Annotated in this window: 19 protein-coding genes; 12 read left to right on the top strand and 7 right to left on the bottom strand. The window is 44.8% G+C overall.

What is annotated here, in order from left to right:
• Positions 1 to 160: 160 nt before the first annotated feature.
• Genes AAFP14_RS03210 through AAFP14_RS03220 form a run of 3 tightly spaced genes read right to left on the bottom strand, consistent with a single transcriptional unit; the run spans position 161 to position 4,060 of the window.
• On the bottom strand, positions 161 to 2,593 hold the full coding sequence (locus AAFP14_RS03210; protein WP_341730861.1) for a non-ribosomal peptide synthetase: 2,433 nt from the start codon (positions 2,591 to 2,593) through the stop codon (positions 161 to 163).
• 55 nt (positions 2,594 to 2,648) lie between these two features.
• Positions 2,649 to 3,083 carry a hypothetical protein gene (locus tag AAFP14_RS03215; RefSeq protein WP_341730862.1) on the bottom strand — a complete coding sequence of 145 codons (435 nt, stop codon included), beginning with the start codon at positions 3,081 to 3,083 and terminating at the stop codon, positions 2,649 to 2,651.
• 5 nt (positions 3,084 to 3,088) lie between these two features.
• On the bottom strand, positions 3,089 to 4,060 hold the full coding sequence (locus AAFP14_RS03220) for a hypothetical protein (RefSeq protein ID WP_341730863.1): 972 nt from the start codon (positions 4,058 to 4,060) through the stop codon (positions 3,089 to 3,091).
• Positions 4,061 to 4,278: 218 nt separating this feature from the next.
• On the opposite strand from AAFP14_RS03220, the gene AAFP14_RS03225 reads away from it, so the two are divergent.
• From AAFP14_RS03225 to AAFP14_RS03275, 11 genes are all read left to right on the top strand, one after another.
• A complete protein-coding gene (locus AAFP14_RS03225) occupies positions 4,279 to 4,902 on the top strand; it encodes a hypothetical protein (RefSeq protein ID WP_341730864.1) in 624 nt (207 codons plus the stop codon).
• A gap of 14 nt (positions 4,903 to 4,916) precedes the next feature.
• The gene (locus tag AAFP14_RS03230) at positions 4,917 to 5,189 is read left to right on the top strand and encodes a hypothetical protein (RefSeq protein ID WP_341730865.1); all 273 of its coding nucleotides are present in this window, start codon (positions 4,917 to 4,919) and stop codon (positions 5,187 to 5,189) included.
• Positions 5,189 to 5,560, top strand: coding sequence for a hypothetical protein (locus AAFP14_RS03235; RefSeq protein WP_341730866.1), 372 nt, complete (start codon positions 5,189 to 5,191; stop codon positions 5,558 to 5,560). Before AAFP14_RS03230 ends, AAFP14_RS03235 begins: the two co-directional genes overlap by 1 nt.
• Before the next feature lies 1 nt (position 5,561).
• On the top strand, positions 5,562 to 5,774 hold the full coding sequence (locus AAFP14_RS03240) for a hypothetical protein (protein ID WP_341730867.1): 213 nt from the start codon (positions 5,562 to 5,564) through the stop codon (positions 5,772 to 5,774).
• A 4-nt stretch (positions 5,775 to 5,778) separates the two neighbouring features.
• Complete coding sequence (locus tag AAFP14_RS03245; RefSeq protein ID WP_341730868.1) at positions 5,779 to 6,276, top strand: hypothetical protein; 498 nt, start codon at positions 5,779 to 5,781, stop codon at positions 6,274 to 6,276.
• Between the two features lie 59 nt (positions 6,277 to 6,335).
• Positions 6,336 to 7,298: a hypothetical protein gene (locus AAFP14_RS03250; RefSeq protein ID WP_341730869.1), complete on the top strand. Its 963-nt coding sequence runs from the start codon at positions 6,336 to 6,338 to the stop codon at positions 7,296 to 7,298.
• Between the two features lie 34 nt (positions 7,299 to 7,332).
• Positions 7,333 to 8,691 carry a hypothetical protein gene (locus AAFP14_RS03255; protein ID WP_341730870.1) on the top strand — a complete coding sequence of 453 codons (1,359 nt, stop codon included), beginning with the start codon at positions 7,333 to 7,335 and terminating at the stop codon, positions 8,689 to 8,691.
• Positions 8,692 to 8,726: 35 nt separating this feature from the next.
• On the top strand, positions 8,727 to 10,985 hold the full coding sequence (locus AAFP14_RS03260) for a hypothetical protein (protein WP_341730871.1): 2,259 nt from the start codon (positions 8,727 to 8,729) through the stop codon (positions 10,983 to 10,985).
• 1 nt (position 10,986) lies between these two features.
• On the top strand, positions 10,987 to 11,193 hold the full coding sequence (locus AAFP14_RS03265) for a hypothetical protein (RefSeq protein ID WP_341730872.1): 207 nt from the start codon (positions 10,987 to 10,989) through the stop codon (positions 11,191 to 11,193).
• A gap of 64 nt (positions 11,194 to 11,257) precedes the next feature.
• Positions 11,258 to 11,470, top strand: coding sequence for a hypothetical protein (locus tag AAFP14_RS03270; protein WP_341730873.1), 213 nt, complete (start codon positions 11,258 to 11,260; stop codon positions 11,468 to 11,470).
• 83 nt (positions 11,471 to 11,553) lie between these two features.
• Positions 11,554 to 12,135, top strand: coding sequence for a recombinase family protein (locus AAFP14_RS03275; protein WP_341730874.1), 582 nt, complete (start codon positions 11,554 to 11,556; stop codon positions 12,133 to 12,135).
• Here the strand turns inward: AAFP14_RS03275 and AAFP14_RS03280 are convergent.
• The 4 genes from AAFP14_RS03280 to AAFP14_RS03295 form a co-directional block, all read right to left on the bottom strand.
• The gene (locus AAFP14_RS03280) at positions 12,092 to 12,874 is read right to left on the bottom strand and encodes a hypothetical protein (protein ID WP_341730875.1); all 783 of its coding nucleotides are present in this window, start codon (positions 12,872 to 12,874) and stop codon (positions 12,092 to 12,094) included. The two genes, AAFP14_RS03275 and AAFP14_RS03280, sit on opposite strands and share 44 nt — an antisense overlap.
• Positions 12,867 to 13,292 (bottom strand): hypothetical protein, encoded by a 426-nt coding sequence (locus tag AAFP14_RS03285; protein WP_341730876.1) that lies wholly within the window; start codon positions 13,290 to 13,292, stop codon positions 12,867 to 12,869. The genes AAFP14_RS03280 and AAFP14_RS03285 overlap by 8 nt, the downstream gene beginning before the upstream one ends.
• Positions 13,267 to 13,557, bottom strand: a complete 291-nt coding sequence (locus tag AAFP14_RS03290; protein ID WP_341730877.1) for an HU family DNA-binding protein — start codon at positions 13,555 to 13,557, stop codon at positions 13,267 to 13,269. Before AAFP14_RS03290 ends, AAFP14_RS03285 begins: the two co-directional genes overlap by 26 nt.
• 120 nt (positions 13,558 to 13,677) lie before the next feature.
• On the bottom strand, positions 13,678 to 14,061 hold the full coding sequence (locus tag AAFP14_RS03295) for a hypothetical protein (RefSeq protein WP_341730878.1): 384 nt from the start codon (positions 14,059 to 14,061) through the stop codon (positions 13,678 to 13,680).
• A gap of 120 nt (positions 14,062 to 14,181) precedes the next feature.
• Between AAFP14_RS03295 and AAFP14_RS03300 the strand changes: the two genes are divergently transcribed.
• Positions 14,182 to 15,603, top strand: coding sequence for a hypothetical protein (locus AAFP14_RS03300; protein WP_341730879.1), 1,422 nt, complete (start codon positions 14,182 to 14,184; stop codon positions 15,601 to 15,603).
• Positions 15,604 to 15,610 lie beyond the last annotated feature (7 nt).

Here is a 15,610-nt window from a genome sequence, read left to right on the forward strand (position 1 = left end):
TTAGATCGTTGACCGTTGCATCGGAATGATTTAACCACAGAGAACACAGAGAACACAGAGAGAAAGGAATAATTCCGATGAAGAGAGTAATTGATATTATATCATGTTTCCTCGACAATATACCACCGTAAAAATGGTTGGTAACTACAAACCATCTTTATTATCTATAATTGACTGGAATTGAGATAAAACATTGTTTTAGCTGTTGGGCGAGGACTTGAACGTAGGGTGTTCTGAGCATAGTTAAGTGATTTCCGGGGACTCTAATCACTTCTACTGTGTCGGTAGTAAGTTCGTTCCAGCCGAGGGTAAAATCCCGATCGCCCGTGGTGGTTTGTGAGGTAGAGCGCAGGAGAGTAATCTGATTATCGTAAATTTGCGGCGCGTAAGCCAGAGTTGCTTTGCTGTTAGCTTGAAACACGGTAAATATCGGTTTAATAACTTGATTTAGTTGAGCAATTCTCCTAATTAAACTTTTACCCGAAAAGTTATCCGCAGCAGCCAGCAAGCGAAAATAATCCAAGAGAAAAGGCCAAACCGATCGCAGCGCGGTTGTCAGCAGAAACTTGCAGCCGTCCCAAAAAGAAATTTGATTGGCTGGAATTGGTGCTAAAGTGTCGAGTACGGCGAGCAAAGCCACTGTATCGCCCGCTTTTTGCAACTGTTGAGCCATCTCAAAAGCCACTAAACCTCCAAAAGACCAACCTCCTAAAAAATACGGTCCTTGCGGCTGCACTTCACGCACTGCGGCGATGTAAAAAGCTGCCATATCTTGAATGCTAGTTAAAGGAGAACATTCTCCTTCAATTCCTCGCGGTTGCAGCGCGTAAAAGGGTTGGTCTCTTCCTAACTCTGCTGCTAGTTTGTAATAAGGAAAAACTACGCCGAAGATGGGATGCACGCAAAAAAACGGCGGCTTTGAACCTTGAGAGTTTATGGCAACTAACGGCGAGTTTGCTAAAGAATTTTTCCCTAAATTTAGGGTATTTGCTAAAAGTTCCACTGTGGGATTTAAAAACAATGAAGACAGCGGCAAATCCCGCTGAAACTGCTGGTTAATCCGATCGATTAGGCGCACAGCCAGCAAGGAATCTCCTCCTAAATCGAAGAAGTTATCGCGAATCCCGACTCGATCGCGATTCAGAATTGCTGCCCAGATTTGGGCGAGGGTTGATTCGGACCGGCTGCGGGGTTCTGCGGAAGCATCGCCCGATGTGGCTGTCAGGTATGCGCGCGAAGAGAGGCGGTGGCGGTTGATTTTGCCGTTGGGAGTTAGGGGCAAATCCTCGATAATTTGAAAAGCATTGGGCATCATGTATGGTGGCAGTTGTGTTTGGCAGAAATTGCGGAGTTCGAGAGGGTTGAGTCGCGGATTTTTCGGAACAACATAAGCAATTAGGTGCTGATTTCCCGATGAGTCGTTGCAGGCGATCGCGCAAGTTTCTTTCACTCCCGGATGCTGTCTCAATACCGCTTCAATTTCACCCAATTCGATGCGGAAACCCCGCACTTTTACCTGTTCGTCAATGCGGCCTAAAAATTCGATGTTGCCGTCGGGAAGGTAGCGAGCTAAATCGCCTGTTTTATACATTGGCACTTTATCTTTATCGCTAAAAGGATTGGGAATAAAGCGCTGTGGTGTTAAGTGCGATCGGTTGAGGTATCCTCTAGCCACTCCCAAGCCGCTGATGTGAATTTCGCCCGGAATGCCGATCGGGACTGGTTGCAAATCTTGGTCTAAAATGTAAATTTGAGTTTGAAGAATTGGACGACCGATCGAGATTCTTTGACTCTCAGTAATTTCAGAAATACTCGACCAAACAGTCACTTCCGTTGGTCCGTAAGCATTAAAAAAATGGCGGTTTTTACCCCAGCTTGTCACAAGCTCCGGCGTGCAAGATTCCCCCGCACAAATGATAGTTTGTAGGGCGGCAAGTTGGGTGGTGGGCAACAGTTTTAAAACCGCAGGCGGAAGGGTAACATGGGTGATAGCATTGTCGCGCACAAAATCGATTAAAGGCTTGCCTGGGAACCGAGATTCTGGATTGACTAAGTAAAGGGTTGCTCCCGATCGCAAAGCGAGGACTATTTCAAAGATTGAGGCATCAAAACTGAGGGATGCAAACTGCAAAACGCGGTGATTTGGCTGTAATTTAAAAGTTTCGATTTGAGCTTGTGCTAAATTTGACAGTCCTTTGTGTTCGATTAAAACGCCTTTTGGTTTGCCGGTGGAACCTGAAGTGTAGATGAGGTAAGCGAGATTGTCAACGGTTACTGGGCTGGTGGGATTTTGCGGGCTTTGTCGGGCGATCGCTTCCCCATCGCGATCGAGGCAAATTGCAGCGAGATTGGGGATTTGGTAATCTGGCAACGCTGTGGCGGTAAAGTCGCGATCGGTGTCTTGCACTCCGCTTTCATCCGCCGGGGAATCAATTCCCCGGCTAATAGCTGAAGTCGGCTCAAGCCGACTGGAAATTTCCGGTTGCTGAGTCCACTTTAGTGGACTTGAGCTATTAGACAGGGGTTTTAACCCCTGGCGGGTTAAGTGCTGCTGAGCGGTTAGCAAGATGGGTGTGCGAGCATCTTCTAACATGAATCCCCAACTACTTCTGGCTAAGTGACGGTCATGTCACTGTTATTTTCGCGTGTCAGTATTTCACAGTTACCGGCAGGCTCTTCACACCGCTCTGAGCAATCGACGCAATGCGGTCGCAAAAACGCCGCCATCCCGACCAATTTATTAAGACTATGCAGCCCGCGCTTCCAGGTTGATTGGCATCAAAGTGAATTCCAAGCTCAGACCGAGCTCCGTGTTCGGAGACCACCGGATCCGGTGTCAAGTGAAAAAAATCGCCCTCTATTCCGCGAGTCTCCAAAAAGTAAGGTTCCGTAGGAATCTGATAACTGCCCGCAGGTATCGGCCCCTTGCCGCGTACCCACTCGTCACCAGGACGCTGCCAATTGGCGCAACCCGAAGTGGCAAGGTAGTCGATAGCGTGACCGTCGGGATAAGTCAGCTTTAGATTCCCAAAAATTAACTCTGGCGAGTCAGCAAGGGGAAGGGTGAAACTTAATTTGTGCATAATCACTACAAATTCAAACTTAATACAACGTTGCCACGGACTAAAGGAATTGATTTTTTTAGAGAGTCTAGGTAAAGCGAAGCTCCAAAAAATTTACAACTGGCTTTGGGTCGATATTTGGTCGCGGGTAGTGACTTGCCCAACACCAATTTAGTTTCACCCGCTTCGGCGTCAAGAGTCTTGGGTACGAACTGAGCTTTGTTGGTTTTCTCACTAAAATTAAACCCGTCTTTATCCGGTTTTTGTTCAAAAATTTTCAAGATTGCCGTAAACAGCTCTACCCCGTCTACTTCGCTCTGGACGTAAGCCCAACCCTCTAAGCCTTGCAACCTAGCAACCATTCCCGAATAAGTGAGGCAAGAAACTCCTTTTTTCCAAATATAACTTGTATCGCCAAAAATAGTTTTTATTTTGTTAGCCCAACGGTTTATATCTGACTCCTTAAGTAGTTCAACACTTTTAGAAAATGATGCTATTTTTGCATCTTCTGTAAAGCCAACACATCGAATTTGTTTTACTCCTTCTATTCCTTCCTCGCTACGAAAAACCAGCTTAATTGTCGGGAATCCTTTTAGTAATGGCTTACTACCCTTCCCAGATAAGCCTTGAGACTCGATGGATTTCTCCCTCATTATAGCCGTAATTCCAGCAATCAAGTCGCTAGTAGTTCCTGATAACAAGTAACTATCTTTGGGTTTGTCTTTGTCAGGCCAGTATTCAATAGTAGTGGCGCCACTTGTAGAAGTCATAGGGGTAATATTGGAATACTTAGGCTTAGTCCAAAGAGAAGTTTTAAAGTTAGTCGCTTTGTCACGCTTACCGTTAACAAAACCAACTTTAAATTCATCCCACCATTTCTCAAAATCTATTCCGTTAGTGCGAATTAACTCGCGTTGAGCAAATAATAAAGAAGGTTCTTCTGGTGGAAGTAGTAATTCTGTGGTTGTCACTTCTTTTGTTTTTTTGCGTATCGTCACAATAGTAACCTCCTGACTATTAGTAGCAATTATTGTTATTGGTTTACTGCCAATAACAGTGCGTTCTTGTGCGTCTTACTACGAGTTTACAGTATAAAAAAATAAATATTGAAACCCAATAGGTTTCCCGAAAAAGTAGGTGATAAAATACCGCACTTTTCTCCCAAAAACAAAGCTAGTGTTGTAAAAAGAAACCAAAAATTACAATACTAAAAACTATGGCTCGATTTTCGGATATCAATAGAGCGGACGAACTGCAAGCAGCAGCAACAAAACTTAGACAATGGAGGGCGCTAGATGCAGCAGCCAAGCGACAAGCCTATGCTGCTTCAACGACAGACTTTAAACGAATTAATCGAGCATCGACTATAGCTTATATTCAACCCTTCGGAGTGGATAAATTATTCTACGAAACAAAGGCACTTGCATTTAGTGCAGACACTCCCGGACCAACAGCTAAAGAAGAAAACGACGCTACTTTAGTAGGTGCTATAACTGGCGCTTTGTGGGCAAAATCCATTTTTGCAACAATACCACCTGGTGCTGGAAACATGAGCGTTCCGGCTAAAAAAGTAAAGTTTGCAAAAGTGCGAGTAACGGAGCAAGGAGCCGGGAAAAAAGATAATCACGCTTCAAGATTTACTGGCAGAACTTACACAAAACACGAGACTAATACCTTAAGTTGCCCTTACGGCAAGGGAACGTCAACCGATTTCGCCAATGAACAAAAAGCGCAAGCTGTTTTGCGAGCAGCATTAAAGGCCCCAAAAAGAACAATAAGTTTTTCCGCTCAAGGCGACATTCAAGCACAACAAGCTGCTGCTACCAGCACTACTCCTTAATCATCTTCGTAGTAATGTCAAAAAAACAAGAATTGTGGCTACCAGGAATGCAAGAAGATATTTATGTTCCCGAAAACATAAGCGATTTACTCGAAGTGGAGGTTGATTCAAATTGTACGGATAGTGAATTTGAGGGAATGATTCTAGTCAACAACAGTAGCCAGCAATTTCTTGATAAGGAACTTGACTTGGACACTTATTTAGACATCTTAGATTCTGTTGGAATAGACCCTTACTTCCACTTACAAGAAGCAGCTTGGGTTGTCGCTAACTTGCTTAACTATTGATGGAAACCTTTGAATTTTCTCAGAACAATTGGCAACAAGTTTGGGACTTGAGTATCCCAAACTTACAAAAAACTCAGCGACTTGTCTGTCCGATTCTATTACAAACCAACGCCATCGCATTACTGTTAAGTTCGTCTGTTCTTAGTCCCGATTATCGGTGGCTAAGAGCGGGATATGTCAACAGAGAAATACGATCTGGGTTAATAGTTTCTGGCAAAGATGCTGTGTTGGACTTTTCTCGAAGACTTTATCTGAATCAATTGCAAGTTTTTTCCTATCCTTTTGTTTGCGAGTTCAGTTTAATAGTCAACTGCATTGCCAAAGGCGACGGACTAAAACTATTTGCTTGGCAATATATTGAGGAAAGCTAAAATGCAAAATCTATCTTTAAAAGTCGATATCTTTGTGATCGTGGGATTTTTGGGCACTTTAATTCCTATCTGGAACCATCTCGATAAAATCTTAACTCAAGTCAAACAAAACGCTATTGACAGGGCTGTTTTGTTGAGTAAATTAGAATTTTACGAGCAAAGACTCGAAAAAATCGAGGAAACTATTTCAAGAAATTCAGGATTTAAACTTTAAACTTATGGCCACAGTCACACCAGGTACAGGGTCAACGATTAACGCGACAACAATCGAGGGGCAGTTATTCCAATTACTCCATCTGATTAATGCAAGCGAAGCAGCGGTAGGAAGTGGCGATAACAAATTTTCGCTTGACAAGAGTGAAGAAGGAATTTTAACTTCGACATTTACTTTGCCCGGTCAAATAGTTTATACACCCGCTACGGGAGTCTTTGTGGAATCCCCCTTGCCATATTTGACAACTGTAACTTTTAGCGCCGGGAGCCCAGTCGGTACAATTAAGTCTACAACTTTTTCCGCATATTTTATTGAGTGTTGCCTTTATCTTTTGACCTGGCAACGCAATGGCGCAAAAAATCCACAGAAAGTGACAGGAATTACTTTGGATTTTGATTGGACGGAAGCGACTTATTCTGGCAGTTTGTCACTACCATATGCAACCGTTTTAGGTAATAACGGCGCAATCTCTGAATCGGCGACAGAATGGCTGTTGACCTAATCATTATTTACCCCCTTATTTATGGGGATAAATAACACCTATTCGTTTAAAAGAAATTTATGAGTGTCAAAACTTTCGGAGTTACGTTAGAGTCTTCCGCGTTAGCACTTTCTACCGAGGGGATTGTACCCGATAAATGGGTACAGGAGACTGCGGGTGCTGTTTGGGCGGCCATAAAATCCGGACTACAAAGTGCCTTAGACCTCGGCAAAAGAATGTTTGAGGGAGGCAAAGAATTGGTAAAGGCAATCGCTCGTGGTGATTGGAAAATCTTTGGTGATTGGTTTAAAGATGACCCCGGTGGTGCGATTGCGGGCGCTGGAGCAGTTGCGGTTGCGGGATTTTTCGTTGCTGGTGCAACAGGACTAACTGGTGTGATCAGTGGCGGAATTGCATCAATGTGGACTTCGTTAGGTTCAATAAAGTTAGGCGGTTTCGCAGTCGGAGCGATGTTGCCCACACTACAACAAGCAATTTTAGGAACTACAAACACTGTAGTAAATCTAGATTGGGCGCAGTCGGATAAAGCGATTTTGGCAGAATTAAACAGTTCTTATTTAGCTTTTCTAAATCAGGTTGGGGAGTCACTAGGTAGAACTTTGGTCGTAATGGCTTTCGGAGGCGGGAAAACTAATCCTAGGTTAACCCTGAACATCACGGCTGCTGCTGCGTTATCGATTACAAAAGAAATTCAGGACGATGACGATATTTCTGACGAATTAATTGATGCTATGTCAGAAATGGCTAACATTTTTATTCGTTATGCGCGCAACTTAGCTGCAAAGTTAGGATACCTAGAATTGCGTAAATTTGCTAGAAACAACGTGAGAACTGGTATCCCTGCGATTGATAATAAAATCAAAAATTGGGGGCTACAAGAAGGAGAGAGTTTTGTAATTTCACAAAAAATTGATGACAAAATAGAGAAAATTACGGAAGAAAATCCACCTTTAGGGAACTTATTGGAAGGCTTAAAAGAAGGTGCTTCCGATGCCTTTAACGATTGCATAACAATGATTTAAGACAAGATGAAGGAAATTACAAACAAAACTTAAAATGGCACTACAGTCAAAAACTTTTTCAGTACAATTACTTCCAGCCTATGTAGTTAATAGCGTTGTCGAAGTCATTCACTTTAGAAACCTAACGGTTCAAAGTGACGAACTTGTAGCTATTTATTTAGACCAAGCAACTGGCTGCGTAGATTTAAATAGCATGAACATTGGGAAAGTCCCAGACTTAACCGGGGATGAGGCTGATATCGAAAAATCTCTGGCCCTAACAAAAGCAGAGTCCCAGTCAAATAAGGTTGGATTAAGATTTTTAACTCGCAAAAACAACACTGGAGATTGGACTGAAATAGCCGAATTTATCTTACTTAACTACGGAAGAAAGGATTATCCAGACTTTCGTGGTCGCCTCGGCTATCCCTCTCGATTGTTAGAACTTAACGACGCAATCGGTGTACAGTTAATAGACTATGGCGACGGCTTGTTGTGGGATAAGGATTTAATTAGTCTTTCGTTTGGTTGCACAATTGACGTATCAAAAAAAAATGATTTAACGGAATTGTCAGCACGAATTGCGTCGCTAGAACTAGCACTAGAAGGTAAGTTAATAAATTTACCTTCTAACACCTTACTAGGGCGTAATTCAGTAAACAACGGCACTGTAGAAGTAATTTCACAGACTCAGTTTGTCGAGCAAGTAGACCTAGCGACTGTCTTTGCACAACACACAAATGGCGATGACCATGGCAATTACCTAACTAATGCCCGTGCCGACACTCGTTATGTCGCACTGACTGGAACCCAAACAATCGGTGGTGCTAAAACTTTTACTACCACCCTAACTACCAATGGGGCTTTTTCTGTTAGCGGAACGGCTGGGAAATGTCTTTTTGACCATAACGGTGTTTCTTCTGCAAGGTTTCAATCGTGGGGCCCCACACCAACAAGTTACGGCTTGTATGTTTTCAATCAATACTATTCTGATGGGGCTGGGGGTAGGAATGCGCTTATTTGTAACGAGAATGGTACTTGGAATATAGGGGCTTCTACAAACACCGATACCAGCTTAAACACAATTAACGGCTCGGTACGTGCAACCGGATTTACTACCCTTGGTGACAACGTAGGAATTAAAGTTAAACGACTAACCGGAGTTACAGCAGCTACTCAAGGGGCGACTATAACTATCGCACACGGACTTACAGGAGACAAAATTGTTGGTTACCTCTGCAAAGTAATACAGGGACTAAACAGTGCGGTAGGAAGTGATTTCGACTCAGGCGCACCTGGTTACAGTTACGATTGTAACCATGATGGTACTTCTTTTATAGTTTACAATCACCCCACAAATTCAGCCAACATTTTGTCTAAACCTTTTTCAATCCTTGTTTTTTATACCGCCTAACTATTTACCCCCTTATTTACCCCCATAAGACACTAATGCCGACACCGTCGAGACAGCCCAGAAACACTGGTAACGCAAATCTTAATTTAACTTACGAAAGAACTTTAGGAAGCCTAGGGGGAATTCGTGCAGAAGGTAGTGCAGAAGTTGGCTTAGAAGGTGTTTTGAACCTAAAAGGTAATCGCTTGTCGGGTGGAGTTGATTTTGCTGAAAGAACTGCAAGTCTAAATACCGGAATCGGAGTCGGAAAAAAATTAAGTGGTTCCCTAGAAGGTTCAGTTAAGCTACGAGAAAACGGCTCGATCGAGTCGCTAGGTGGCGGTATTAGTGGCAACGTTTTTGGTTTTGGTGGTGGTTTAAGCGCTGACAACAAAGGCAACGCTGCAATATCTGCCGAAGCTTTTGGGGGTAAAGTTGAAGTTGCTAGGGACTCTAGTGGTGCTGTCACCGTCCAAGTTTGCTACGGAGTAGGTATTGCCGAATTCTGCACTACCTTCTCTCGTGATAACGGAGACCCCCAAAACAGCGGTAGTTTAAGGTTAGGAGCAGGTGTTAAACCAAGTACAGGTTCAACTCGCCCACGGAGACCCAGTGCGCCTACAGACTCACCTAAACGTCCTGGGTCAAGAGTGCGGAGGGAGAGTCCTAAACCAGAACGTCCTAAACCAGAACGACAGCCAAAGCCCCCCGAAGATAAGCAACCTAATTTAGTGAGGGACAGCAAGAAGAAACCACAAGCAGATATTAGAAAGAAACCACAAGTTGATTTAAGGAAGAAACCATCAATTGATTTAACTAAACCCAAAGCAGATATTAGGAGGAAACCTGTTAAACCACCCCGCCCACCTAAGCCAAAAGCGCCCAGCCCACGCCCGATTAATTTAAAAAAGCCCGTACCAACACCCGTACCTAAACCAACTCCCATACCGAGACCTAAACCAACACCTAAACTACCTAAAATACCGCGTCCGGTTCCTGTACCAACTCCTAAACCCGTACCAGTACCAAGGCCAAATCCGTGGTCTCGAACTGAGCCAGATAAACCCCGAACACCTCCCGTTATACCACCACCAGTACCCCCAAACACTCCCATACCACCGCCAGACCCATCGGATACATCGACTTGTAGTTTGGTTTATACTGTAAAAACCACTATTAAAGATTTAGTCGATTGGGGAAGTTATAAATTTGGCGATGTAATCGAAACTACAGTCAATGGTAGTGGTACAAGTTTTGAATCGATTAGAACTCAAAACCATTGGAATCTAACAGAACCAGTATATAATTGGGAAAAAAATTCGACTTTCAATTTTACAGTTAATTTACCATACTACGGTACAGACGGATTTACTTACGTTGAGCCTACTACTTTAGAAAGATGTTACATATCGTATGTTTATGGCTCTGATGGAGACGGCAGATACGGTATCTGCGCAATACAAGCAGAAGGTAGTCAAGTAGCAATATCTGACTACATTAGTCGGAGATACCAATCTGTACACAAAATTACTTCTGATTCTGTTTACGGCAAAGAATATAAGACTTATGACTATGCTATATCTATTATAGAATCATCGTGTTCTAATCCCAATCTTAAGCCTAAAAAAGGTGGCGATACAGCCGGATTTCAGCCTCCACGCTTACCCAATCAACCAACTAAAGTAAAGCCTATGAATTGTTGTAAAAAAGTAGATGAAATCTATAAGTATCTTGGAATCGCAAAACTGAAAAAAGAAAAGTTTAAAGTAGCCAAGGCTTTCCTGGTTCCTGGTGGAACTGGAACCGAAGATTGTGAGGATTATTACCAATTGAATCAGGCATTATTCAGGATGCTGGCTAATGGGTTAATAATTAATCCAGTATCGAAACCACTAGGTAGCGAGTGGAAGTCAGTTAACGCAACAGCATGGGCTGGACAGGTTTACGAAATGGTCGCCGAGGCGATGTCGAATGGCGACTCATCTCAGAAATACGAAATTTCTATGATGATGCAAATCACTCAACTTTTAAGCATAATTGCGGAACAGACTAGGAAAATTGAATTTCTTTCCGAAGTTTTAGGGGTAGAGCCTGGGTTAGATACTGAAGAAGTACCAGCTTGCTTTACAATTTACGAAGGGCATAAAGGCTTTGACAAAACACAGCCAAAGAAAATTGATACGGCTAAGGCGAAAACTGATGACGAAGTGGAAGCGATTTTGGGTAAAATGCTCAAACCGTCAAAGATTCCGATCACAAAATGGGTTTTTAAGCCTGAGTCTAAATCGATAGTTCGCTTATTAAGGGACGAATAAAATGACTAAGCCAACAACGAGTAAAGGAATAATTCGCAAAGAATTTCTACGAAAGAGAGAGCAGTTGATTAGAGAGAAGGAGTTGGATATTGCACTTGAAAAACGCCACCAAGGGCTAGATGATTTTACGAAAGGTGATATGAAACCTTTTGTAAAAAGAACTAAACTTCGACTTAAGCAAATGAGGAAGGACAACTTAATAAAATAAAACTTTTGCTGAAACTAGATCTAAGGGGGTAAACTAGAACAAAAGCAAGCTCTCTAGGTTTTTTATGGTTGAAAATGTTATTGTTGCCAACAATGCTGCTAATGAAAGTATTTTAGCTAGTGTCGTTAAATTGCAGACTGAAGTTAGTGAAGAGACTAAGACAGCTTTGAGGATTGAAGCGCTTCGCCGTCATACAACAATGGGGCGACTTTTAGACGAAATGGTAAAGAAGTTTTTGCTTGGTGTTGGTGACGGCGTATCAAAAACCACTTCTTAATTGATACGGCGAATTGTTTGAATTTTGCCTCGATTTAATCCGGGTTCTGGCCGGGTTCTAGCTACTCTTAACAGGAGGGTTTTTTGATACGAGCTGCTGTTTACTGTCGAGTCAGCACTAGCGAGCAAGATTGCGATCGCCAAGAACGCGACTTAAGGGAGTTTGCCGATCGCGCCGGCTACGAGATTGTCGAAGTGCACCGCGAGACTGCCAGCGGCGCAAAGGAGAATCGACAGGAACGAAAAAAAGTATTGGAAGCTGCGCGAGCTCGGAAAATCTCAGCGGTCCTGGTGACTGAACCGAGTCGATGGAGCCGGAGCACCATCGACTTGCTCGCTACGCTGCAAGACTTGAACGCCTGGGGAACTAGCTTAATCACCTTGTCAGGCCTCAGTTTGGACTTGAACACTTCCCAGGGCAAGCTGATGGCCACGATTCTTGCGGCGATCGGTGAATTTGAACGGGACTTGATTCGCGAGCGGGTGAGAAGTGGAATTGCCTCTGCGCGGGCCAAGGGACAGAAGTTCGGGCGCCCGCGAGTGTCGGAAAGCGCGATCGCTTCCGTCCGGCAGTTGCGAGCACAAGGCAAAAGTTACTCCCAGATTGCCGCGGTTAGTGGCATCAGTCGCACAAAGGTAGCTGAGCTCTGTCGTTCCGAAGCATAGCGGCAATTTCAGAATTTGGCACTCCGGCAATCAGGAGCGATCGCACTTCCTGCACTTTTGCCTGAGCAATTAAGGACTTTGTATTTCCACCCCTGATATGGATGTGACGAGTTTTGCCGCTATTATCTCGATAACTAAATCGAAAGTAATCGCCTCCGCGGGCTGTGCCACGAGGCCGGTAAGTAGAGATAGCGCTTGTTACAGAATCATCGGGCGGAATTGATTCTGTAACGGCAGACTCAACCAATGTTACAGAATCAATTTCAGTGAGGGGTGATGATTCTGTAACGGCAGACTCAACGGGTGTTACAGAATCAATTTCAGTGAGGGGTGATGATTCTGTAACGGCAGACTCAACGGGTGTTACAGAATCAATTTCAGCGAGGGGTGATGATTCTGTAACAACAGACTCAACGGGTGTTACAGAATCAATTTCGGCGAGGGGTGATGATTCTGTAACGGCAGACTCAACGGGTGTTACAGAATCAATTTCAGTGAGGGGTGATGATTCTGTAACAACACTAAATTCATCAGGGTACAGGTAGCCCCAAGACTCGGTGCGCTCGTTCCAGAATTTGATACTTCCGTCACCAGGGTGAACGGTCTCGACTCGAACTATGTCCCCTCGTTTCAGCAAGGCTGCGTGAGGGGTTTTCCTCTTCAACTTGACTAAATCACCAGCCTTGTAGGTTCGAGCGACTGAGCCGGTGTCAAAAAGGGAAAGCTGACCGTTAGCCATCTTTTTTGCTGTACCTATCAAGAACGCCTTCCGGAGCAAAGTCCTCGATGAACCAATCATCAATGCCTTCCGGCACATAGACGCTCTTATCAGGATTCCATCCAAGTTCCAGCACTTTGTGAATTTCCGAATCTTGATTGAATAGAGCCTGCAACTGTCGCGCCACATCAATCGCCGCTTTTTTAAGACTGTACTCAGTTACCTCCGGGTGGCGAACTGCTAACTGGACATGACTGACGAGCGCGATCGCAGCCAATGCTGGAATCTCCACGGACGCCGGCGGTAAGTTTTGCGCTGCGTTGAGTTCGTAGGCGTATTTTTTCAAATCTATTTTTTGCATGGTGTTGTCCTTGAATTGGTGGCTAATCAGTCCTGACGGGCGATCGGCAAATTTATGACTCGGTGCGCTGGTCGGCAACAGCATTTTTAAACTGCTTGCCTGCTGAAAAAGTTGGCACGGTCGTAGCGGGTATGGTCAGTTGTTCCCCGGTCTTGGGGTTGCGGCCGTCGCGAGCTTTACGCTCCCTCGCTTCAAAAGTGCCAAAGCCTACCAACACCACCCTCTCGCCGTCGGCTACTGTTTGAACAATGACTTCGGTTAGAGCGTCTAGCAGTGCATGGGCTTCTTTTTTGGTGGTGTCCGCTTTAGTAGCGACTAATTCAATAAGTTCTGATTTGTTCATAAGTGCGATCGGCCGATTAGTGGGTGGTCAACTAACTAATAGCGTAAAACCATTACCCAATGGTGATTTGGGCTCTTTAAATGCAAAACCAGCATCTGACGCTGATGCTGGTTTTTCTCGTTATTCCTCAGAATCTAACTGATTCCGAGGAATGGTAGCCTCTTGCTCTTGTTTTTGCTGCAATTCTTTAAGTTTGCGCAAATTGTTAAGTTTTTGTTCATAATCCTTAACTTCTTCTGTGTACCAGACGATGCACTCCCTAGACTTGACCAATTGCTTCTCCGCATCGTCTATGAGTTGGTCGAGGATTCCCCCAAGGGCACAACTACTCCCAACTCTCTTCTGGCTATCTTCTCGATTAGGTGTGACGCACTTATCCCTAGTTCCCTCGCCAAATCGTTGAGCATCCTCGCTCCCGTCGGCGTAAGCCCGAACGCTTTCGTCACTTTGACTTCGCCATATTCTCTCTGTTTCGCTTTCTTGACCATGGGTCTCGCTATTCATAACATCTCCACTAAATTAACAAAGTCTTATACAAGACCTTGACATTATATCATCATAGACTTTATATTAATAATCACAGTCTATCATGAGATTGCACTGCAACCCCTAACAAAAATGGGTGTGACAGCATACACACCCTTTCCTCTTATGTACTACTACACGCTAGAAAGCTTACAGAACAATAGTTTGACGGAACTCAAACAAATTGCTTCCGAGGTTGGCGTTCTCCCCTCTGGCGACAAGCGATGCCGCCAAAACTGGATTGACGCCCTGGTTAACACTCAACCCCCGTTGTTGAAACTGCTGGAAGTTTCCCCCGGTGTCGAAACTGATCCCGGTGTCGAAACTTTCCCCGGCGTCGAAACTGATTCGGTCTTTGAGGCGATCGCTCCAGCGGCCAAAACTTTCCCCGGTGTCGAAACTGATTCGGTCTTTGAGGCGATCGCTTCCAAGTTTGGCCGCATCGTTTATCCCAAACCGACTATTAATGCGATCGCCCCGGCGGCCACTTTCAACGATGAGCAACCCCCAAACCGAGGCGACGGTCGAGAGCACCAACTGGAAACTGACCAAAAATTGAGCCAAAGTGCGATCGCTCCAGCGGCCAAAGCTTCCCCCGGTGTCGAAACTGATTCGGTCTTTGAGGCGATCGCGCGGATACCGAAACCTTCTTTTGTTGTGGGAGAGGAACAATTTCCTGCCGACTTGATTGGTGGTGAGCACTGCGAAAAGTGCCTGGTTTGTGGCTCCTTGTGGCAGTTGTATCCCAGGTGGAATGACGCTGGTACTTATTTTCACGGCTTCTGGGAAGTGGCTTGTGGCTATTGCGAAAACTATGCTATTTGTGACCTGCCCGCTTGTTTTGGGCATGATGACGATGACGATGACGACGATGCCGAAGTTCGTTCCCCAGCGGGGATTACTTTTTCTGCTAAATTCCTCGCCACCTACACTCCGTATTTCGGGGCTGCTCACAAAATCGAACCTACCGGCCAACTGAACTTGCTCGAACTGGTAGAAACTATCGAACCGCCAGACCCTGACGATTTTGATTCTATGTTCGCTTTCTGGGCCGCTTACGATGCCTGGGATAAGGCCACCGAAACAAAACAAGAGCAAGAAGGGTTTAGTCCGTTTCTACCGCTGGAAACTTCCTTTGACACCAGGACTAACTTAGCTTCCGAGCCGACTCCAAGACCGCTGCAAGTTTCCCTTGAGTCCTTCTCCCAGTGGGCTGCAATTCCTGATTCCTGGTATGAACTGCAACTTTCCGAAGTGTTGGAACTTTCATCAGGCAGTAAAAGTTCCAACACTTGCGAATTCCTGATTCCTGTTTTTGACCCTTGGTGCGATCGCCAAAACGGCCCCGACGAACCGCCCGATACAGGAAAGTTTGCCCGATTGCCACGACCCAAACCGCCTAACTTTCCACCGACGAGTGTCATTGCGAGCGATCGCGCCAACGATATTGATAAATTCGCCCGTCACTCGACACTTGCCGACGGGCGAGCTCCCCCAGGAGGTGATGCCAGACAAATGTGATTAGACT

It is taken from the genome of Microcoleus sp. EPA2, from assembly GCA_020882975.1.
Taxonomy (GTDB): Bacteria; Cyanobacteriota; Cyanobacteriia; order Cyanobacteriales; family Microcoleaceae; genus Microcoleus.